The organism is Klebsiella pneumoniae complex sp. WS1778, from assembly GCF_049472055.1.
GTDB lineage: Bacteria > Pseudomonadota > Gammaproteobacteria > Enterobacterales > Enterobacteriaceae > Klebsiella > Klebsiella quasipneumoniae.
Genome location: NZ_JBKGTJ010000002.1, coordinates 202,195 through 222,297, shown reverse-complemented (window position 1 = coordinate 222,297; position 20,103 = coordinate 202,195). Strand labels below are relative to the sequence as shown.

Genomic DNA, 20,103 nt, shown 5'->3' with positions numbered 1-20,103 from the left:
AAGGTTATCCTCGTAAGATCGCCGTTAGCCCCTTGCTCCGCGCATAATCCTGCGCAAAGGCGAGCAGCTCGGGAGCATCCAGCGGTTTATCCGGTGCGGTGTAGGGCTGACTGAGTAACTGGTATTTATTCATTCCCAGCGTGTGGTAGGGCAGGAAATGGATTTCGCTGACCCGCAGGCGGTCGGCGGCAAAATCAGTGATGGCGGTGATGTCGGCTTCGCTGGCGTTGAATCCCTGGATCAGCGGCACGCGAATAATCATGTTTTTCCCCGCCTGCGCCAGACGCTGCAGGTTGTCCAGCACCCGGCGGGCGCTGCCGTCGGTCCACTGCCGGAAGACGGCCTCGTCGACATGCTTCAGGTCGGCGAGAAACAGGTCGACGAAGGGTAAAGCCGGTTCAATGTATTTCCAGGGGACGTGCAGGCAGGTTTCCACAGCGGTATGGATCCCTGCCTGATGGCTGGCCTCGAACAGCGCCCGCGCCAGGCCCGGATTCATAAAGGGTTCGCCGCCGGAAAGGGTGATGCCGCCGCCGCTGCGATCGTAAAAGGGTTTATCGCGCAGCACCGTCGCCATGATCTCCTCGACGCTCTTCTCTTCGCCGCACACCGTGAGCGCGGTGGTGGGGCAGCAGTCGCGCAGCGCGGCGATATGGCTGTCGTTAACGTGTTGCCGGTGAATGATCAGGCCATCGAGGGTGCGGGTGATAACCGCCGGCGCCGCCTGCTGGCACAGCTCGCAGCCGGCAAGGCACAGGCGCGGGTCATACAGCAGGTCTTCGCTGCGGGCGCGGCTCTCCGGATTCTGGCACCAGCGGCAGCCCAGCGAGCAGCCTTTCAGGAAGACGACGGTGCGGATCCCTGGGCCGTCATGGGTGGAATAGCGCTGGATATTGAAGATCATGGTTTACCCTCTTTTTTTGCGTATGAATATAAAAACACTTTCGAATGAAAGTTATGTTGACGCAAATCAACAAGCGGGATGGGGATAAGTCAGAGGGGAGAAAATAACGAGAGCGGTCACAAAACCACCGGCGACTCTCGTCGCCGGTAGGGGGATTAGTGCGAGCCGCATACCTCGCACTGCGGGTGGCGCATCAGCTTCATTTCACGAAACTGGCAGGTCATGGCGTCGTACATCACGATTTTTCCGCTGGCGGGCGTGCCGTAGCCGGTCAGCAGCTTAATGGCTTCCATCGCCTGCAGGGAACCGATAGTGCCCACCAGCGGGGCCATCACGCCGGCTTCGACGCAGGTGAGGGCATTTTCGCCAAACAGGCGGCTCAGGCAGCGGTAGCAGGGTTCGCCCTGCTGATAGGTGAAGACGCTGATCTGCCCCTCCATGCGGATCGCCGCCCCGGAAATCAGCGGGGTTTGGTGGCGGAAGCAGCCGGCGTTGAGCTGGTTACGGATGGCGACGTTGTCGGTGCAGTCGAGCACCAGATCGTGCCCGGCAATCTGCGCCGCCAGCGCCGGTTCGTCCAGTAAGGCATTGAGCGGCACCAGATGAACGTGCGGATTAATGCGCGCCAGCGCCTCGCGGGCGGAATCCACCTTAGGCTGGCCGAGGGTGGCATCGCTGTGCAGCGTCTGGCGCTGCAGATTGGAGAGCGAGACGGTGTCGAAATCGAGCAGGGTGAGCTGCCCCACCCCGGCGGCGGCCAGATACTGCGCGGCGGCGCAGCCAAGCCCGCCGAGGCCGACCACCAGCACCCGAGCGGCCTTTAGCCGCTCCTGGCCGTCAAAATCAAAACCGCGCAAAACAATCTGCCGGTTATAGCGCAGCATCTCTTCATCGCTCAGCTCCACGGCCATTACAGCCCCCCAAACAGATGGCTGAACGGTTCGACCTCGACCCATTCGCCCGCTTCAACGTGGCCGCGCTCGCGCTCCAGCACGATAAAGCAGTTGCCGAGGCTGAAAGAGCTGAAAATGTGCGAGCCCTGATGGCCGGTGGTGGTCACCACCAGCTCGCCGTCCGGGTTGCGCTGCAGAATACCGCGTTGAAAATCGAGGCGGCCCGGCGACTTTTTCAGTCGTGTGGCGGCGCGTACCCGCAGGCGAGTTGCCTGAAGCGGGCCGTACTTGCCCGAGAGCTTCGCCAGCAGCGGCTGCACCAGCTGACAGAAGGTGACGGTGGCGGAAACCGGGTTGCCCGGCAGGCCGCAGAACCAGCTGCTGCTGAGCTTGCCGAAGGCGAAGGGTTTGCCCGGCTTGATCGCCAGCTTCCAGAAGCCGATCTCCCCCAGCTCTTCAAGAATGGTTTTGGTGTAGTCGGCTTCGCCCACCGAGACGCCCCCGGAGCTGATGACCACGTCGGCCTGCTGGTCGGCGGCGATAAAGGCCTCACGCAGTTGCGCCGGATCGTCAGGAATAATGCCGAGGTTAATGACCTCGCAGCCCAGCTGTTCGAGCATCAGATGCACCGCCAGGCGGTTGGTATCGTAAATCTGGCCGTCGCCGAGCGGTTGACCCGGCAGCTGCAGCTCATCGCCGGTCGAGAAGACCGCGACGCGAACCTTGCGCACCACCTCGACGTCGGCAATGCCCAGCGAGGCCAGCACCGGCAGCTCGGCTACCGTCAGCGGCGTTCCCGCCGGGAAGACCACCGCGCCATGGGCGATATCTTCTCCGCGGCGGCGAATATGCTGCCCGGCTTTCACCGGCGCGGTAAAGCGCACGCCGGCGTCGGTCTGTTCAGTCTCTTCCTGCATGACTACCGCGTCGCAGCCTGCAGGCACCGGCGCGCCGGTCATAATGCGGATACAGGTGCCGGTGGGCCAGGCGTCGTGAAACGGCTGGCCGGCGAAGGCCTTCCCGGCGACCGGCAGGGCCGCGCCGTCGCGAAGGTCGCTCAACCGGACGGCATAGCCATCCATCGCCGCGTTATCAAAGCCGGGGACATCCAGCGGGGAGATAATGTCATGGGCGGTAACGCGCGCGAAGGCCTGCAACAGCGGTACAGTTTCCGTGGCGCTCAGCGGCGTAATACGATCGAGCATCTGGGTGAGGGCTGTGTCGAGCGGCATCAGTCCGGCGGTAAAATCCATGGGTCACTCCTGCGGGCAAAACGGCGAAAACGCCTATTATGGCAGAAAAGCGGCGCGGGCTGTATGCCACCTGGGTACGAGGCTTTACATCGCCCGCCGCTCTTTCTATATTCAAAAATTGTATAAGACATTCAGCAATATAATGATATCAATACCCTTATTCCTGACGTGACCGGCGCCGCGACGCGCTACGACAGGGCGGGGGCTATCCACTTCATCGTTAAGGACTGGCGAAATGGGCAAGGCGGTTATAGCAATTCACGGCGGCGCAGGGGCGATTTCTCGCGCGCAGATGACGCCGGAGCGGGAGCGGGAGTACGTGGCGGCGCTGTCGGCTATGGTCGAAAGCGGACAGAAAATGTTGGCTGCGGGCGCCAGTGCGCTGGATGCCGTGACCGAGGCCGTCCGTCTGCTGGAGGAGTGTCCGCTGTTTAACGCCGGGATCGGCTCGGTATTTACCCACGATCAAACCCACGAACTGGACGCCTGCGTGATGGACGGCTACAGCCTGCAGGCGGGGGCGGTGGCCGGGGTCAAACATTTACGTAATCCGGTGCTAGCGGCGCGTCTGGTGCTGGAGAAGAGCCCGCACGTGCTGCTGATCGGTGAGGGGGCGGAAAATTTCGCCTTCTCCCACGGAATGGCGCGCGTCGATAACGATCTCTTTTCCACCCCCGAGCGCCTGCTGCAGCTGCAGGAGGCGAAAGCGGGTGGGGAGATCATCCTTGACCACCATGCCGCTCCGCTCGACGAACGCCAGAAAATGGGCACCGTCGGGGCGGTGGCGCTCGATCTGGCCGGCAATCTGGCGGCGGCGACCTCCACCGGCGGCATGACCAACAAACTGCCCGGACGCGTTGGCGACAGCCCGCTGCCGGGCGCGGGGTGCTACGCCAACAACGCCAGCGTGGCGGTCTCCTGCACCGGCACCGGCGAAGTCTTTATGCGTACTCTGGCGGCCTACGATATCGCCGCCCTGATGGAGTACGGTCAGCTCAGTCTCTATTCTGCCTGCGAGCGGGTGGTGATGGAGAAGCTGCCGGCCCTCGGCGGCAGCGGCGGACTGATTGCCGTCGATCGCGAAGGCAACGTCGTTTTACCGTTTAACAGCGAAGGCATGTACCGCGCCTGGTGCTATGCCGGCGATACGCCGACCATTGGCATTTATCGCGAATAGAACAAGGGAGAGGGAGAGTGCCGCAAACTCACGAAACGGATACCTGCGAAGTACTGGTGGTGCGCAACCTGAACGTGGCGTTTCGCCAGCAGGATGCGCCAGAGGTGCAGGCCGTGCGTCAGCTTTCCTTCAGCCTGCGCCGCGGCGAGACGCTGGCGATTGTCGGGGAGTCTGGTTCGGGAAAATCGGTCACCGCTCTGGCGCTGATGCGTCTGCTTGACGCCGCCAGCAGCGAGGTGAGCAGCGAGGGGCTGTGGCTGCGACGGCGCAACCGGCAGGTGATCGCGCTCAATGAGCAATCGGAGGCCGAAATGCGCCGGGTACGCGGCGCGGACCTGGCGATGATTTTTCAGGAGCCGATGACTTCGCTGAACCCGGTGTTCACCATCGGCGAGCAGATCGCCGAATCCCTGCGTCTGCACCAGGGGCTGGGGCGCGAAGAGGCGCTGCGCGCGGCAAAAAAGATGCTCGACCAGGTGCGTATTCCCCAGGCGGAAGAGATGCTCTCACGCTATCCGCACCAGCTCTCCGGCGGCATGCGCCAGCGGGTGATGATCGCCATGGCGCTCTCCTGTCGGCCGGCGGTGCTGATTGCCGACGAGCCGACCACGGCGCTGGATGTCACCATCCAGGCGCAAATTTTGCAACTTATCGCTGTCCTGCAAAAGGAGATGGCGATGGGGGTAATCTTTATCACCCATGACATGGGGGTGGTGGCCGATATCGCCGATCGGGTGCTGGTCATGTATCGCGGCGAGGCGGTGGAGACCGGCAGCGTCGAGGAGATTTTCCGTTCACCGCAGCACCCTTATACGCAGTCCCTGCTGGCGGCGGTCCCCCGGCTGGGTGAGATGCGCGGTCGGGATCTGCCGCGCCGCTTTCCGCTGCCGGGGCAGCCGCTGGCGGAGACAGAAACGCCAGACACGGTGGTGGCGGGGGAGCCGATTCTGCAGGTGCGCGATCTGGTGGCCCGTTTCCCGGTGCGCGGCGGGCTGCTCAATCGCGTGACGCGCGAAGTGCATGCGGTGGAGAAGGTGAGTTTTGATCTCTGGCCGGGAGAGACCCTCTCTCTGGTGGGGGAGTCCGGCTGCGGCAAGTCGACCACCGGCCGGGCGCTGCTGAGGCTGGTTGAGACCCAGGGTGGCACCATTACCTTCGATGGTCAGCGGATCGATACCCTCTCCGGCAGCAAGCTGCAGTCCCTGCGGCGCAATATTCAGTTTATTTTTCAGGATCCTTACGCCTCGCTCGATCCGCGCCAGACGGTCGGCGATTCGATTATGGAGCCGCTGCGGGTGCATGGCCTGCTGGACAGGGAGGCGGCTCGCGAGCGGGTCGCCTGGCTGCTGAAGCGCGTGGGGCTGCAGCCGGAGCATGCCTGGCGCTACCCCCACGCCTTTTCCGGCGGCCAGCGGCAGCGGATCTGCATTGCCCGCGCGCTGGCGCTGAATCCGAAGGTGGTGATTGCCGATGAGTCGGTGTCGGCCCTGGATGTCTCCATTCGTGCGCAGATTATCAATCTGATGCTCGACCTGCAGCGCGAGATGGGCATCGCGTTTCTGTTTATTTCCCATGATATGGCGGTGGTGGAGCGCATCAGCCACCGCGTGGCGGTGATGTATCGCGGCCGGATTGTCGAAATCGGCCCGCGCCGCGCAGTGTTTGAAAACCCGCAGCACCCCTATACCCGTAAGCTCATGGCTGCCGTACCGGTGGCCGACCCGGCCTACCGTCATCCGCAGCGGGTCCTGCTGTCTGATGACGTCCCGGGCAATATCTATAAGCGGGGCGAGGAGATCGCCAGCCCGCCATTGCAGCAGGTTGGGCCGGGCCACTTCGTCGCCCACGACGCCGCCGACGTGCTGGGCAGAACATAACAACACATAACGCACCTTTTCAGGAGAACACGATGACACAACCTGTTTCACGCAAATGGTGGCTGGCGCTGAGTATCGCGGCGGCCCTGGCGAGCGCCCCCGCTTTTGCTGCCAAAGATGTGGTGGTGGCGGTCGGGTCTAACTTCACGACGCTCGACCCCTATGATGCTAACGATACTCTGTCGCAGGCGGTGGCGAAGTCCTTTTATCAAGGCCTGTTCGGCCTTGATAAAGAGATGAAGCTGCAAAATGTTCTTGCCGAGAGCTACACCGTGTCGCCGGATGGCCTGGTGTACACCATCAAGCTGCACAGCGGGGTGAAATTCCAGGATGGCACCGACTTTAACGCCGAGGCGGTCAAGGCTAACCTCGACCGCGCCAGCAACCCGGAAAACCATCTCAAGCGCTATAACCTGTATAAAAATATCGCCAGCACCGAGGCGGTTGATCCGACCACGGTGAAAATCACCCTTAAACAGCCGTTCTCGGCGTTTATTAATATTCTCGCCCATCCGGCGACGGCGATGATTTCGCCGACGGCGCTGAAAAAATATGGCAAGGATATCGGCTTCCACCCGGTGGGCACCGGGCCGTATAAGCTCGATACCTGGAACCAGACCGACTTCGTGAAGGTCAGCAAGTTCGATGGCTACTGGCAGCCGGGGCTGCCGAAGCTGGATTCCATTACCTGGCGACCGGTGGTCGATAACAATACCCGGGCGGCGATGCTGCAGACCGGCGAGGCGCAGTTTGCCTTCCCGATCCCCTACGAGCAGGCGCCGCTGCTGGCGAAAAACAGCAAACTAGAGCTGGTGGCCAGTCCGTCGATCATGCAGCGTTACATCAGCATGAACGTGACGCAGAAACCGTTCGATAATCCGAAGGTGCGCGAAGCGATCAACTACGCCATCAACCGCCAGGCGCTGGTCAAGGTGGCGTTTGCCGGCTATGCCACCCCGGCGACCGGCGTGGTGCCGCCATCGATTGCCTACGCTCAGAGCTACCCCGCGTGGCCTTACGATCCGGCGAAAGCGCGCCAGCTGCTAAAAGAGGCCGGCTACCCCAACGGGTTTAGCACTACGCTGTGGTCGTCACATAACCACAGCACCGCGCAGAAAGTGCTGCAGTTTACCCAGCAGCAGTTGGCGCAGGTGGGCATAAAGGCGCAGGTGACGGCGATGGACGCCGGTCAGCGGGCGGCGGAAGTGGAAGGTAAAGGGCAGAAAGAGAGCGGGGTACGGATGTTCTATACCGGCTGGTCCGCCTCCACTGGCGAAGCCGACTGGGCGCTGTCGCCGCTGTTTGCTTCCCAAAACTGGCCGCCGACCCTGTTTAACACCGCTTTTTACAGCAATCCGCAGGTGGATAGCGCGCTGAGCGAGGCGCTGGAAACCACCGATCCGCAAGAGAAAACCAAACTCTATAAAGCGGCGCAGGATATTATCTGGAAAGAGTCGCCGTGGGTGCCGCTGGTGGTGGAGAAACTGGTCTCCGCCCACAGCAAGAACCTCACCGGCTTCTATATCCAGCCGGACACCGGCTTCAGCTTCGAACAGGCAGATTTAACACCGTGAAGGTCGAGATGATGCCCTCCGGCGCTAGTGGGCGGAGGGCGGTTTTTCCGCGGGGCGGGTTGTGGAGGTACGATGCTCAACTATGTGATTAAGCGCCTGCTGGGGCTGATCCCCACCCTGCTAATCGTCGCGGTGCTGGTGTTTCTCTTCGTCCATATGCTGCCCGGCGACCCGGCGCGGCTGATTGCCGGACCAGAGGCCGACGCCCAGGTGGTGGCGATGGTGCGCCAGCAGCTGGGACTTGACCAGCCGCTGCACGTCCAGTTCTGGCACTACATCACCAACGTGCTGCGCGGCGATTTTGGCATGTCCATGGCCTCGCGGCGTCCCGTTGCCAGTGAGATAGGCAGCCGCTTTATGCCCACCCTGTGGCTGACGCTGGCCAGCATGAGCTGGGCGGTGCTGTTTGGCATGGCGGCGGGGATCGCGGCGGCGGTGTGGCGCAATCGCTGGCCTGACCGTCTGGGAATGGCGCTGGCGGTGAGCGGTATTTCGTTTCCGGCCTTTGCCCTCGGCATGCTGCTGATGCAGGTGTTTTCGGTTGAGCTGGGCTGGCTGCCGACGGTGGGCGCCGACAGCTGGCGGCACTATATTTTGCCGTCGCTGACCCTCGGCGCGGCGGTGGCGGCGGTGATGGCGCGCTTTACCCGCGCGTCGTTCGTCGATGTGCTGCATGAAGACTATATGCGTACCGCCCGGGCGAAAGGGGTGAGCGAAACGCGGGTGGTGCTCAAGCATGGTCTGCGCAATGCGATGATCCCGGTGGTCACCATGATGGGGCTACAGTTCGGTTTCCTGCTCGGCGGCTCGATCGTCGTGGAGAAGGTCTTCAACTGGCCCGGGCTGGGGCGACTGCTGGTCGATTCGGTAGAAATGCGCGATTACCCGGTGATTCAGGCGGAAGTGCTGCTCTTTTCGCTGGAGTTTATTCTTATCAATTTAGTGGTGGATGTGCTGTACGCGGCCATAAACCCGGCTATCAGGTATAAGTAAGGTGCGATTGCTTAACTGGAGAAGGCAGGCGGCGCTGAACGCCATGCCGGGCATCAGGCCCGGCGAAATCCATACCCCCTGGCATGAGTTCTGGCGGCGCTTTCGGCGTCAGCCGGTGGCCATGGGCGCCGGTATTTTCGTGCTGTTGCTGATTGCGGTGGCCATCGTCGCCCCATGGATAGCGCCGTACGATGCGGAAAATTATTTCGACTACGACCGGCTTAACGAGGGGCCTTCGCTGGTGCACTGGTTCGGTGTCGACTCTTTGGGGCGCGATATTTTCAGCCGGGTGCTGGTGGGGGCGCAGATCTCGCTGGCCGCCGGGGTGCTGGCGGTGCTGATTGGCGCGGCCATCGGCACGGTGCTTGGGCTGCTGGCCGGCTACTATGAGGGCTGGTGGGACCGGCTGATTATGCGTCTGTGCGACGTGCTGTTCGCCTTTCCGGGGATCCTGCTGGCGATCGCGGTGGTCGCCGTCATGGGCAGCGGGATGGCCAACGTGATTATCGCCGTGGCGATCTTCTCGATCCCGGCTTTCGCCCGGCTGGTGCGGGGCAACACCCTGGTATTAAAGCAGCAGACCTTTATTGAATCGGCGCGCAGCATTGGCGCCAGCGATGCCACCATCCTCTTCCACCACATCCTGCCGGGGACGGTGTCGTCGATCGTGGTTTATTTCACCATGCGCATTGGGGTATCGATTATTTCGGCGGCCAGTCTGTCGTTTCTCGGTCTCGGCGCGCAGCCGCCCACGCCGGAGTGGGGCGCGATGCTCAACGAGGCGCGGGCGGATATGGTGATGTCCCCGCACGTGGCGCTGTTTCCGGCGGTGGCGATTTTCGTGACCGTGCTGGCGTTTAATCTGCTGGGGGATGGCCTGCGCGATGCGCTGGATCCGAAGTTAAAGGGGTAGGGGACGTCGGGTGACGGTCTGGCGCACGACGGGGGGATAAGCTGCATCGGTTGCCACTTTCTCTGCCCGGGAAAAGCGTTTATCACGTGTGGCGTCAGCGCACATTGCGCTCCCGGTTAATTTTCTGCGTTATGTCTGGCTTGGCGCAGGGAGCGCACAGGGGGCGGCCAGTCGCCGCCGCCCCCTGTACCCCCGGGCTCCGGCCAGCAACATCGCCACTTCGTGGTGCCTTCGACTTATCCCTGCAGGCTGCGGGTCGGGCCGAGGCAGCGTCCGTGCAAAACATGGCCCTCAGCCCGCATCCATGCGGGCTGCCCCGGCCTTCCGGGAACGTCTCAGCGATGTTGAGGCCGCCAGCACCGGCAGTTTCAGCGGCCCCATGTCCGGCGGCGATTCACATATTGGGACTGGACCCCGTAGGCCGGGTAAGCGTAGCGCCACCCGGCAAAATAACGGCGCAACAGGGTTGCCTGGAAGGTCATCAACGCTTGCCCGGCGGCGCTGCGCTTGCGGGGGCCTGGGGGGGGAGCCTACGGGAGGACCCCGTAGGCCGGGGAATGCGCTAAGCCGCTATCCGGGAAGCTGGACTAGACCCGGGTTCCCCACAGGTCGTATTCGTCGGCGTGCTCGACTTTCACCCGCACCACGTCGCCCGGCTTAACGCGGGTTTCGCCGTTCAGGTAGACCGCGCCGTCGATTTCCGGGGCGTCGGCCATGCTGCGGCCAATGGCGCCTTCTTCATCAACTTCATCCACCAGCACCAGGATTTCGCGACCCACTTTTTCCTGCAGACGCTCGGCAGAGATCTGCTGCTGCAGCTGCATAAAGCGGTTCCAGCGCTCCTCTTTCACCTCTTCCGGCACCTGATCCGCCAGCTCATTGGCGGTGGCGCCTTCAACCGGGCTGTACTTGAAGCAGCCGACGCGGTCGAGACGCGCCTCTTTCAGGAAGTCGAGCAGCATCTGGAAATCTTCTTCCGTTTCCCCCGGGAAGCCCACGATAAAGGTGGAGCGCAGGGTCAGATCCGGGCAGATTTCACGCCACTGCTTGATGCGCGCCAGCTGACGGTCAGCGGAACCTGGACGCTTCATCAGCTTCAGGATGCGCGGGCTGGCGTGCTGCAGCGGAATATCGAGGTACGGCAGAATTTTGCCTTCTGCCATCAGCGGGATCACATCGTCAACGTGCGGGTACGGGTAGACATAGTGCAGGCGCACCCAGATGCCGAGCTTCGCCAGCTCTTCGCACAGGCTGACCATGCTGGTCTTCACCGGCATACCGTTGTGGAAACCGGTGCGGTGCTTGACGTCGACGCCGTAGGCGGAGGTGTCCTGCGAAATCACCAGCAGCTCTTTCACGCCAGCGTCAGCGAGGCGTTTGGCTTCCGCCAGCACTTCGCCAATCGGACGGCTCACCAGGTCGCCGCGCATGGACGGAATAATGCAGAAGGTGCAGCGATGGTTGCAGCCTTCAGAAATTTTTAAGTAGGCGTAGTGGCGCGGCGTCAGCTTAACGCCCTGTTCCGGCACCAGGCTCAGGAACGGGTTGTGCTTCGGCTTTGGCGTATAGTGGTGGACGTGCTCCAGCACCTGCTCATAGCTGTGCGGACCGGTGATCTCCAGCACCTTCGGGTGCACTTCACGGATCTGATCCTCTTTTGCGCCGAGACAGCCGGTGACGATCACCTTGCCGTTCTCTTTCAACGCTTCGCCGATCGCTTCCAGCGATTCCTGCACAGCGCTGTCGATAAAGCCGCAGGTATTAACGATCACCATATCGGCGTTGTCGTAGGTAGGAACGACGTCATAACCTTCGGTGCGCAGTTCGGTCAGGATACGCTCTGAGTCCACGAGGTTTTTCGGGCAGCCCAGGGAGACGAAGCCGATTTTCGGCTGGTGCGTGACATTGCTCATAGCTTAAAAAGTGTTCAATTATTGGAATGGTCAGGGCAGGAATTCTACAGATCTTTGCGAAAAAGAGTATAGCTCCGTCACGGTTAATGGTGAAAAAGCGCACCCAGCCCTGCCTTTCATGCCCCTGCCGCTAAAGCGGATCCCGCACGCCCCGGAGCAGAGGGGCGGGAAACGCTTCCGGCAAGCCGTGCGCGCAGGCGGCGATTCACGCCCGGCGTTGCTGCCGGGCAGAGACTTATTGCGCCGGGGTGACGGCTCCGGAGGGGGCGGCGCCGGGCTTTTTCGGCTCGCGCTTATCCTGCAGCGTGAAGACAGAGATCAAAGTAAATAGTCCGGCGATGCCGCCGAGGATCAGATAGGTGTCGGCGAAGCCAATGGTATCGTACAGATAGCCAGCCAGCGGGGAGTAAATGGCGGTGGCGATCGAGGCGACAAACAGCACCAGTAAATAGACTGTCGAAGAGAGCTTGTGGTCGAAGTTGGCGGCGATGAATTTAAAGACCGACACCAGAATTAACGGTTTCTCCAGGGCATGCATCATTTTTACTGCGCCAATCCACACCGGGCCAAGAGGCACCGCCGAACCAACAATACGTACCGACATGATCAGCCCGGCAATGATCAGCGCCCACTTGGCGCCGGTCCGGTTAACAAACCACGGCATCAGGCATAAGAACAGCGTTTCGCCGCAAACCTGAATGGAGGCGAGGATCCCATACCAGCGGTTGCCTTCCTCCGGCGTCGGGAACTGTTGCGAGAAGTACTGGGCAAACTGCTGATCGTAGGTGTCATAAATTTGCGTGACGAACAGGGTAAAGAGCAGCAGCATCCAGAACTGACCGTTCTTCGCCAGCTCGAGGGCATGGGAGACCTTCAGCGATTCGCTTCGCGCCACATCAGCGTCGGTTAATTCAATTTTGGTCAGCATAAAGCAGATGGCGGCGATGACGATGGCGAGGCTGGCGAGCCAGAAGGCCAGATTGGGATTGCTGTCGATATATTTACCCACAATCCAGGCCGCCGCTGCCCAGCCTAACGAGCCCCACATCCGCACCCGACCGTATTCGAACTGGTAGCGACGGGAAATCTTATCGATGTAAGAGTCGATCACCCCGCAGCCGGAGTTAAAGATGATCCCCAGATAGATCCCCCCCAGCAGCGCGCCGAACCAGAAATTGTGCACCAGCAGCGGCGCGTAAACATAGATAAAGAAGGGGCCCACCGGCAGGAGCAGGGCGACCAGCAGCCAGATAAGCCGTTTTTTCAGGCCGAACTTGTCGGAGATAAAGCCGAAGAAAGGTTGCATCAGCAGGGCGATAAAGGCGTTGACCGAGTAGAGCAGGCCGGTTTTCGTGGCGCTGATGCCAAGATGCTGGGTGGTCCAAATGACAAAGAAAGCCATGGTCGACGACCAGGCGAACAGGTAGAGGAAATCGAAAAGACTCAACAGAAGGTAGTTTCTTTTACCGGGCGTCATGGTTCAGTTCCTTGCAAACGGGCAGAGAGATTATCAGCGAACCGCGGCCGCGGTCGCTGTTTTTATTAAATGTTATACGTATTACATAGATGATTTGTTATGGCACTCTGGCTGGCGATCTTGCAATAGCGTCTGCGATATAATGTGATCATTGCAGCACTATTTTGGCCACTTAATGGCGATGATGGCGATTTTGTTTCTTTGCGAAATTAAATGTGATCGTATTACATTTACTTTGTTATAGACCTGACAAAGCGGCAGAGTTGTCAAATTGTAAAGGGTGTTAAAGTCTTGGGAATAATTGACCTGGCGCATCATTTCGTACAAAAAATAACCGTATTATGGATAGGGTAAAGGACGACAGAGGAGGAACCGTGATGACCGTTGACAGACTATACCGCCACCTTTTGCAGAAGCTCATTAACGCCAATATCGATATTGACGCCTATCTGCAGCTGCGGAAGGCCAAAGGCTACATGTCAGTCAGCGAAAATGACCATCTGCGTGAAAACTTGTTTGAGCTTTGCCGTGAAATGCGTGCCCAGGCGCCGCGCCTGCAGCATGTCATTTCACCGGAGGAAAAGGATGCCCTTCGTTTGGCCGGCGAGTCCGTCGCCGCCGCTGCAGTATGCCTGATGAGCGGGCATCATGATTGTCCGCTGTACATCGCTGTTAACGTAGAGAAGCTAGAACGCTGTCTGACAGGATTGACTTCAAATATTCATAAATTGAATAAATTGTCGCCAATTCCTCATGCCTGATCGGCTGAAACCCAGGGGAAGTGGATGCTTCCCCTGTTAAAGGTTATGTAAAAATCCCCGCGCAAATTTCCCCGCTGGCTACCCTTTAGCGCAGAGCTGACGAAAGGAGAATGCCATGCGTCCGATCCCGCTGCTGTTGCTATTGAGCGCCCTGTCGCTGCCGGCCCTGAGCCAGGCCGCGGCGCGGGTGGAGGTATTGCAGAACCGGCTGGCCCATCCGTGGAGCCTGGCATTTCTCCCCGGCGACCAGGGCATGTTGATTACCCTGCGTGGCGGCGAGCTCAAGCGCTGGCAGCCGGGTAAAGGCCTGTCGGCGCCGATAGCCGGCGTGCCGCAGGTGTGGGCCAACGGCCAGGGGGGCTTACTGGACGTGGCGCTGGCCCCGGATTTCGCGCAGTCGCGGCGGGTGTGGCTAAGCTATGCGGAAAGCGACGCCAGCGGCAAAGCGGGCACCGCGGTGGGCTACGGGCAGTTGAGCCAGGATGCCACTCAACTGACGAATTTCACCGTGGTGTTTCGCCAGCAGCCGAAACTCTCCGTCGGCAATCATTTTGGCGGCCGGCTGGTGTTTGACGGCAAAGGGCATCTCTTTATTGGCCTCGGGGAGAACAATCAGCGTCCCACCGCTCAGGATCTCGACAAGCTGCAGGGAAAAGTGGTCCGCCTGACGGAGAACGGGGGTGTGCCGCCGGATAATCCCTTTGTTGGCCGGGCCGACGTGAGGCCGGAGATCTGGGCCTACGGCATCCGCAACCCACAGGGGATGGCGATAAATCCGTGGAGCGGGGCGCTGTGGCTGAACGAGCACGGCCCGCGCGGCGGGGATGAAATTAATATCCCGCAGGCGGGAAAAAACTACGGCTGGCCGCTGGCGACGCACGGCATTAACTACAGCGGCCTGCCCATTCCGGAGGCCAGGGGCAAAACGGTTCCGGGAACCGAGCCTCCCCTGTATGTCTGGCCGGTCTCGCCCGGGGTAAGCGGGATGGCCTTCTACGCGGCGCAGACCTTTCCCCAGTGGCAACATAAGCTGTTTATCGGCGCGCTGAAGGAGACGTCGCTGATTGTTCTGGCGGTGGACGGCAACCAGGTCCGCGAGGAGGGGCGCCTGCTGGAGGCGCGCGGGAAACGCATCCGCGACGTTCGCGTGGGACCCGACGGCTATCTGTATGTGTTAACCGACGAGTCTAACGGCGAGCTATTGCGGCTGAGTCCGGAGAAGTAGCGTCAGGTGACCGGGATCTGCACCACTTCGCGCCAGGCGGGACGCTGGCTAATCTGCTGATACCAGCGCTGCAGATGGGGCCGCGGTTGCCAGCTGTCGAGGATCGACAACAGGTTGTAGACGAAGGGGGCGACGGCAATATCGCCAAGGCCGAACTGCTCGCCAGAGAGCCACGGCATTTTGGCCAGTTCGTCATCCAGCATGGCGAACAGCGTTTCGCAGGCGCTGATCCCCGCGGCGATGGCCGCCGGGTCGCGTTGCTCCGGCGGCGTCCTCACCAGGCCCATTAACACCGGGCGATGAGCGGGAGAGAGGGTGCCGTTGGACCAGTCCATCCACTTTTCGCCTTGCGCGCGCTGCGCCGGCGCGGCCAGCCACAGACGGTCAACGCCATACTGGGCGGCAAGGTAGCGAATAATCGTATTTGATTCCCACAACACCACCCCGGTGGCATCGTCCTTTAACAGCGGCACCAGCCCGTTGGGGTTCATCGCCAGATATTCCGGGTCATGATTGAGACCAAACTCCAGCCCGGCGAGGATCTGCTCATACGGCAGATCCAGCTCCTCCAGCACCCAGCGCACTTTCTTCACGTTGGTCGAATTATTACGTCCCCACAGTGTAATCATTTTCGCTCCTGAGTTTGTTTCACTGCCGTTGCAGCGCGATCGGCGATCATGTTGGGATAAAGTTAATATTTAGGCAATCACGATCAAAAAAATTGTTCTGATTAAAGCACGGCGGCATGTTATTGCGTAAACTTTAAAAACTTTACCAACTCGCTGTTTCTTTAAGGTCATTTGTACGCTTTACTCACCGGTTGCTGCGGCGCGGTCAGAGTGGCGCGGCATATTTTGTTTGGAAAGGATACTTGGGTGGCTCTTATGATGCATGACGCTTTTTCCCTTCGCGGCCTCGCGGCAGGTTGCGCGCTGTTATTTCTTGTCGCACCTGCGGTGCAGGCTGCAGAACAACTCCCCGACGCCCCTTCGATTGACGCTCGCGCCTGGATCCTAATGGACTACGCCAGCGGGAAGGTGCTAAGCGAAGGCAATGCCGATGAAAAACTCGACCCGGCCAGTCTGACGAAGATCATGACCAGCTACGTGGTGGGGCAGGCGATAAAAGCGGGAAAAATTAAACTGACCGATATGGTGACCGTCGGGCGCGATGCCTGGGCGACCGGCAACCCGGCGCTGCGCGGCTCATCGGTGATGTTCCTCAAGCCCGGCATGCAGGTTTCCGTGGAAGATCTGAACAAAGGGGTCATCATTCAGTCCGGTAACGACGCCAGCATTGCCATTGCGGACTACGTGGCGGGCAGCCAGGACGCTTTCGTCAGCCTGATGAACGGCTACGCCAAAAAAATGGGGCTGACCAACACCACCTTTATGACCGTTCACGGCCTTGATGCGCCGGGGCAGTTCAGTACCGCTCGCGATATGGCGTTGTTGACCAAAGCGATGATCCACGATGTACCGGAAGAGTACGCGGTACATAAAGAGAAAGAGTTCACCTTTAATAAAATTCGTCAGCCAAACCGTAACCGTCTGCTGTGGAGCACCAACCTCAACGCCGATGGCGTGAAAACCGGGACCACCGCCGGGGCCGGCTATAACCTGGTTTCTTCGGCCACGCAGGGCGATATGCGTCTGATTGCCGTGGTGCTGGGGACCAAAACCGACCGCATTCGTTTTAACGAGTCAGAAAAACTGCTGACCTGGGGCTTCCGCTTCTATGAAACCGTGACGCCGATTAAACCGGATGCCACCTTCGTCACTCAGCGCGTGTGGTTTGGCGACAGCAGCGAAGCGAAACTGGGGGCTGGCGAAGCGGGCTCTATCACCCTGCCGAAGGGGCAGTTGAAAAACCTGAAAGCCAGCTACACCTTAAACCAGCCGCAGCTTACCGCGCCGCTGGAGAAGGGGCAGGTGGTCGGGACTATCGACTTTAAGCTGAATGATAAAACCATCGAGCAGCGCCCGCTGATCGTCATGGAGCCGGTGAAAGAGGGCGGTTTCTTCAGCCGGATGATCGACTTCGTACTGATGAAACTCCACGGCTGGTTCGGCAGCTGGTTCTCCTGATGTCATGACCGCGCCCGGCGGGGCGCGGTCCGTTCATGTTCAGTACAGCAGCGAAATCTGCTGCGCCTTCGCCAGCGCGACCAGCTCGTCATCCGGGCAGATATCGCTGGCGATCACATCAAACTTCGCTAACGCCCCCATGCGCGCCGGACGCACTTTGCCAAACTTGCTGTGGTCTACCACCAGCACGTGGTAGCGCGCGTGTCGCATCGCCCAGTGCTTGACCGGCAGTTCCTCCAGGTTATAGCAGGTTGCCCCTTGCTCGCAGTCAATGCCCGCCGCCGAGTAAAAGGCGATATCAGGGCTCAGATGGCTGAGGGTATCCTCAAGGCTCAGCGGCATAAAAATCGCGTTGCTGGCATGAAATTCCCCACCGCACAGGACCGCGCGGCACTGGGGCTTTTCCTGCAGGGCCAGAAAGGTGTTCAGGGAGTAGCAGACGCCGGTGAAGGGCATAGCGTCGTCAATGGCGTCGATGATCCACGGGGTGGTGGTCCCGCAGTCGAAGAAGGCCATCTGATGGGCCTCCAGCAGCGCGGCCGCATGGCGGGCGGCGCGGCGTTTTTCCTCGACCAGCCGGGTTTTTTGGTCGCTGAGCAGGTAATGGGTGGCGCTGCGCGGCTCCAGCACAATGTATCCGCCGAGCAGCACGACCGGACCGCTGTGGCCGTTGAGGTCGCGACGAATGGTCATTTCCGACACCCCGAGCAGGGAGGCCGCTTCTTTCAGATGCAGCTTATCGCTGCGCTTGAGTGCCTGAATGAGCTGACTGATGCGTTCGTCACGGCGAGTTTCCATATTCCCTCTGCGCTAAAATCGCCCTGCGGAGGCAGGGCGTTAGCGGGATTTTACCTGTCGCTTGCGGGTTAGTCACGCGGTCGCCGCCGCGACGGTCGGCGTTTAGCCGCGCACCCAGCCTTTGCGGATCGGCAGGGAGAAGCAGAGGCGATAGAGGCGCTGCAGCTGACGGTACAGCGCCGAGCCGACAGTATGCCAGATTAGCGCCGCGCCAAGGCAGCCGCACATCCCGGCCAGCAGGCCGCCGACCATGTCCAGCGGCCAGTGGACGCCGAGATAGACGCGGGACCACGCGATGGCGGCGGCAAGGGCCATCAGCAGGGCGCCGGACCAGACGCGGTGCCAGAACAGGAAGGCCAGGGCAAAGGTAAAGCTGACGGTGCCGTGGTCGCTGGGGAAGGAATCGTCCGCCGCGTGGTGCAGGAAGTTATAGCCCACGCCAGCGACAAACGGCCGATCGTGCGGATAGAGGTGGCCGATCGCCCATGAGACGGTCAGGCTGATGCTCAGCGCCAGCATCAGCTTAAACACCATCTGCCGCTGGGCAGGCCCCCACAGCCACAAGGTCACCACCAGCAGGGGCACGATCAGAATTAGATCTTTAGCGATGAAAATCGCCACCTCAATGGCCCACTGCGGCGAGGCCGGGGTCGCGTTGAGCAGGGCGAACAGCGCGTAGTTAATATTTTCCAGCATAGACTTCCAGGCTCGTTGGTCCGATAGCAAATAAGCCGCTTACCCTAAATAAAAGCGGTGCGGAGATAAAGCAGTATTGTCTTAAATATCAGGTTGTTAAGAAATGTCGCCTTCTGAGGTGCGGCGCTAACTCCCTGAAAAGCGTCAGTATATCCTTTGTCACATGGCTGAAACATAAACGGAATATATACGCAGAGTGAATTGCTAAGACGAGCCCTGACGCTGGCGCGCAACTCGCAATATTGTGCGGTGTCACCCACAATTCACTATCTCCGCGCCGGGAGTTTCATTACACTTTGCGCGATTTTTGATAGATAAGAGATTTCATGCAAAATTATTCGCTTTCAGGTCGCCGCCTCGGAAGGCAGGCGCTGCTGTTCCCGCTATGTCTGGTGCTGTACGAGTTTTCCACCTATATCGGCAACGATATGATCCAGCCGGGTATGCTGGCCGTGGTTCAGGAGTTTCAGGTGGGCAACGAGTGGGTACCCACCTCGATGACCGCTTATCTGGCCGGCGGCATGTTTCTACAGTGGCTGCTGGGGCCGCTGTCGGACCGTATTGGCCGCCGTCCGGTGATGTTGACCGGGGTGGTGTGGTTTATCGTCACCTGCCTGGCGACGCTGCTGGCGCAGACCATTGAACAGTTCACCCTGCTGCGCTTCCTGCAGGGGATCAGCCTGTGCTTTATCGGCGCGGTCGGCTACGCGGCGATCCAGGAGTCCTTTGAGGAGGCGGTGTGTATTAAAATCACCGCCCTGATGGCCAACGTGGCGCTGATTGCCCCGCTGCTGGGGCCGCTGGTGGGCGCCGCCTGGGTGCATATCCTGCCGTGGGAGATGATGTTCGTGCTGTTCGCCGTGCTGGCGGCTATCTCGTTTGTCGGCCTGCAGCGGGCGATGCCGGAAACCGCGACGCGACTGGGTGAAAAGCTGTCGGTCAAAGAGCTGGGCCGCGACTATCGGCTGGTGCTGAAGAACCTGCGCTTCGTCGCCGGCGCGCTGGCTACCGGCTTTGTCAGCCTGCCGCTGCTGGCGTGGATCGCCCAGTCGCCGGTGATTATTATCAGCGGCGAACAGGCGACAAGCTATGAGTATGGCATGCTGCAGGTGCCGATTTTCGGCGCGCTGATTGCCGGCAACCTGGTGCTGGCGCGCCTGACTTCGCGCCGTACCGTGCGCTCGCTGATTATCATGGGCGGCTGGCCTATCGTGTTTGGCCTGCTCCTCTCCGCGGCGGCGACGGTGGTCTCTTCCCACGCCTATCTGTGGATGACCGCCGGTCTGAGCTTCTACGCCTTCGGGATTGGCCTGGCGAACGCCGGCCTGGTGCGCTTAACCCTGTTCGCCAGCGAGATGAGCAAAGGCACGGTTTCGGCGGCGATGGGGATGCTGCAGATGCTGATCTTCACCGTCGGCATCGAGCTCAGCAAACATGCTTACGAGCTCGGCGGCAACGGGCTGTTCAGCCTGTTTAACCTGTTGGGCGGGGTACTGTGGCTGGGGCTGATGATCTACTTCCTGAAAGATAAAAGCGTCGGCAATTCGCAGCAGGGATAACCG

General features: G+C 60.5%; 17 protein-coding genes. 9 read left to right on the top strand and 8 right to left on the bottom strand.

Going from position 1 to position 20,103, the window contains the following annotated elements; translation table 11 throughout:
- Positions 1-4: 4 nt before the first annotated feature.
- The 3 genes from ACLEXF_RS11005 to moeA form a co-directional block, all read right to left on the bottom strand.
- Positions 5-904, bottom strand: coding sequence for a glycyl-radical enzyme activating protein (locus ACLEXF_RS11005; RefSeq protein WP_004886257.1), 900 nt, complete (start codon positions 902-904; stop codon positions 5-7).
- Between the two features lie 155 nt (positions 905-1,059).
- Positions 1,060-1,815 (bottom strand): molybdopterin-synthase adenylyltransferase MoeB, encoded by a 756-nt coding sequence (gene moeB / locus ACLEXF_RS11000; protein WP_080837438.1) that lies wholly within the window; start codon positions 1,813-1,815, stop codon positions 1,060-1,062.
- Positions 1,815-3,050 carry a molybdopterin molybdotransferase MoeA gene (gene moeA, locus ACLEXF_RS10995; RefSeq protein ID WP_017900147.1) on the bottom strand — a complete coding sequence of 412 codons (1,236 nt, stop codon included), beginning with the start codon at positions 3,048-3,050 and terminating at the stop codon, positions 1,815-1,817. Before moeA ends, moeB begins: the two co-directional genes overlap by 1 nt.
- 235 nt (positions 3,051-3,285) lie before the next feature.
- Here moeA and iaaA point away from each other — a divergent pair, with 235 nt between their 5' ends.
- From iaaA to gsiD, 5 genes are all read left to right on the top strand, one after another.
- On the top strand, positions 3,286-4,227 hold the full coding sequence (iaaA, locus tag ACLEXF_RS10990) for a beta-aspartyl-peptidase (RefSeq protein WP_407259875.1): 942 nt from the start codon (positions 3,286-3,288) through the stop codon (positions 4,225-4,227).
- Between the two features lie 17 nt (positions 4,228-4,244).
- Positions 4,245-6,104: a glutathione ABC transporter ATP-binding protein GsiA gene (gene gsiA, locus ACLEXF_RS10985; RefSeq protein ID WP_124989131.1), complete on the top strand. Its 1,860-nt coding sequence runs from the start codon at positions 4,245-4,247 to the stop codon at positions 6,102-6,104.
- 32 nt (positions 6,105-6,136) lie between these two features.
- A complete protein-coding gene (gene gsiB / locus ACLEXF_RS10980; RefSeq protein ID WP_124989132.1) occupies positions 6,137-7,678 on the top strand; it encodes a glutathione ABC transporter substrate-binding protein GsiB in 1,542 nt (513 codons plus the stop codon).
- Between the two features lie 72 nt (positions 7,679-7,750).
- Positions 7,751-8,671, top strand: a complete 921-nt coding sequence (gsiC, locus tag ACLEXF_RS10975) for a glutathione ABC transporter permease GsiC (RefSeq protein WP_032455765.1) — start codon at positions 7,751-7,753, stop codon at positions 8,669-8,671.
- 1 nt (position 8,672) lies between these two features.
- Positions 8,673-9,584, top strand: coding sequence for a glutathione ABC transporter permease GsiD (gsiD, locus tag ACLEXF_RS10970; RefSeq protein ID WP_004886276.1), 912 nt, complete (start codon positions 8,673-8,675; stop codon positions 9,582-9,584).
- Between the two features lie 587 nt (positions 9,585-10,171).
- Here gsiD and rimO read toward each other — a convergent pair.
- Together rimO and ACLEXF_RS10960 are read right to left on the bottom strand one after the other, a co-directional pair.
- The gene (gene rimO, locus ACLEXF_RS10965) at positions 10,172-11,497 is read right to left on the bottom strand and encodes a 30S ribosomal protein S12 methylthiotransferase RimO (RefSeq protein WP_004141985.1); all 1,326 of its coding nucleotides are present in this window, start codon (positions 11,495-11,497) and stop codon (positions 10,172-10,174) included.
- Between the two features lie 235 nt (positions 11,498-11,732).
- Positions 11,733-12,974, bottom strand: a complete 1,242-nt coding sequence (locus ACLEXF_RS10960; protein WP_049116963.1) for an oligosaccharide MFS transporter — start codon at positions 12,972-12,974, stop codon at positions 11,733-11,735.
- A gap of 377 nt (positions 12,975-13,351) precedes the next feature.
- Here ACLEXF_RS10960 and bssR point away from each other — a divergent pair, with 377 nt between their 5' ends.
- Positions 13,352-13,735 carry a biofilm formation regulator BssR gene (gene bssR, locus ACLEXF_RS10955; RefSeq protein WP_004201285.1) on the top strand — a complete coding sequence of 128 codons (384 nt, stop codon included), beginning with the start codon at positions 13,352-13,354 and terminating at the stop codon, positions 13,733-13,735.
- Between the two features lie 115 nt (positions 13,736-13,850).
- A complete protein-coding gene (locus ACLEXF_RS10950) occupies positions 13,851-14,960 on the top strand; it encodes a PQQ-dependent sugar dehydrogenase (RefSeq protein WP_004201287.1) in 1,110 nt (369 codons plus the stop codon).
- Between the two features lie 2 nt (positions 14,961-14,962).
- Here the strand turns inward: ACLEXF_RS10950 and ACLEXF_RS10945 are convergent, their stop codons facing one another.
- Entirely contained in the window at positions 14,963-15,589 is a 627-nt protein-coding gene (locus ACLEXF_RS10945) for a glutathione S-transferase family protein (RefSeq protein ID WP_004201289.1), read from the bottom strand.
- A 255-nt stretch (positions 15,590-15,844) separates the two neighbouring features.
- On the opposite strand from ACLEXF_RS10945, the gene dacC reads away from it, so the two are divergent.
- Positions 15,845-17,047 (top strand): serine-type D-Ala-D-Ala carboxypeptidase, encoded by a 1,203-nt coding sequence (gene dacC, locus ACLEXF_RS10940; RefSeq protein ID WP_004201290.1) that lies wholly within the window; start codon positions 15,845-15,847, stop codon positions 17,045-17,047.
- A gap of 39 nt (positions 17,048-17,086) precedes the next feature.
- Here the strand turns inward: dacC and deoR are convergent, their stop codons facing one another.
- Together deoR and ybjG are read right to left on the bottom strand one after the other, a co-directional pair.
- Positions 17,087-17,845 carry a DNA-binding transcriptional repressor DeoR gene (deoR, locus tag ACLEXF_RS10935; protein ID WP_032455767.1) on the bottom strand — a complete coding sequence of 253 codons (759 nt, stop codon included), beginning with the start codon at positions 17,843-17,845 and terminating at the stop codon, positions 17,087-17,089.
- Positions 17,846-17,947: 102 nt separating this feature from the next.
- Positions 17,948-18,541 (bottom strand): undecaprenyl-diphosphate phosphatase, encoded by a 594-nt coding sequence (gene ybjG / locus ACLEXF_RS10930; RefSeq protein WP_004201292.1) that lies wholly within the window; start codon positions 18,539-18,541, stop codon positions 17,948-17,950.
- Between the two features lie 326 nt (positions 18,542-18,867).
- Between ybjG and kdeA the strand changes: the two genes are divergently transcribed.
- Positions 18,868-20,100, top strand: a complete 1,233-nt coding sequence (kdeA, locus tag ACLEXF_RS10925) for a multidrug efflux MFS transporter KdeA (protein WP_004201293.1) — start codon at positions 18,868-18,870, stop codon at positions 20,098-20,100.
- Positions 20,101-20,103 lie beyond the last annotated feature (3 nt).

Bases quoted from the DNA above. Each gene is read 5' to 3' on its own strand.
- moeA (WP_017900147.1), bottom strand. From the start codon at position 3,050: ATGGATTTTACCGCCGGACTGATGCCGCTCGACACAGCCCTCACCCAG.
- ACLEXF_RS10945 (WP_004201289.1), bottom strand. From the start codon at position 15,589: ATGATTACACTGTGGGGACGTAATAATTCGACCAACGTGAAGAAAGTG.
- ACLEXF_RS10950 (WP_004201287.1), top strand. From the start codon at position 13,851: ATGCGTCCGATCCCGCTGCTGTTGCTATTGAGCGCCCTGTCGCTGCCG.
- iaaA (WP_407259875.1), top strand. From the start codon at position 3,286: ATGGGCAAGGCGGTTATAGCAATTCACGGCGGCGCAGGGGCGATTTCT.
- moeB (WP_080837438.1), bottom strand. From the start codon at position 1,815: ATGGCCGTGGAGCTGAGCGATGAAGAGATGCTGCGCTATAACCGGCAG.
- gsiC (WP_032455765.1), top strand. From the start codon at position 7,751: ATGCTCAACTATGTGATTAAGCGCCTGCTGGGGCTGATCCCCACCCTG.
- deoR (WP_032455767.1), bottom strand. From the start codon at position 17,845: ATGGAAACTCGCCGTGACGAACGCATCAGTCAGCTCATTCAGGCACTC.
- ACLEXF_RS10960 (WP_049116963.1), bottom strand. From the start codon at position 12,974: ATGACGCCCGGTAAAAGAAACTACCTTCTGTTGAGTCTTTTCGATTTC.
- ACLEXF_RS11005 (WP_004886257.1), bottom strand. From the start codon at position 904: ATGATCTTCAATATCCAGCGCTATTCCACCCATGACGGCCCAGGGATC.
- ybjG (WP_004201292.1), bottom strand. From the start codon at position 18,541: ATGCTGGAAAATATTAACTACGCGCTGTTCGCCCTGCTCAACGCGACC.
- rimO (WP_004141985.1), bottom strand. From the start codon at position 11,497: ATGAGCAATGTCACGCACCAGCCGAAAATCGGCTTCGTCTCCCTGGGC.
- bssR (WP_004201285.1), top strand. From the start codon at position 13,352: ATGACCGTTGACAGACTATACCGCCACCTTTTGCAGAAGCTCATTAAC.
- kdeA (WP_004201293.1), top strand. From the start codon at position 18,868: ATGCAAAATTATTCGCTTTCAGGTCGCCGCCTCGGAAGGCAGGCGCTG.
- dacC (WP_004201290.1), top strand. From the start codon at position 15,845: ATGATGCATGACGCTTTTTCCCTTCGCGGCCTCGCGGCAGGTTGCGCG.
- gsiB (WP_124989132.1), top strand. From the start codon at position 6,137: ATGACACAACCTGTTTCACGCAAATGGTGGCTGGCGCTGAGTATCGCG.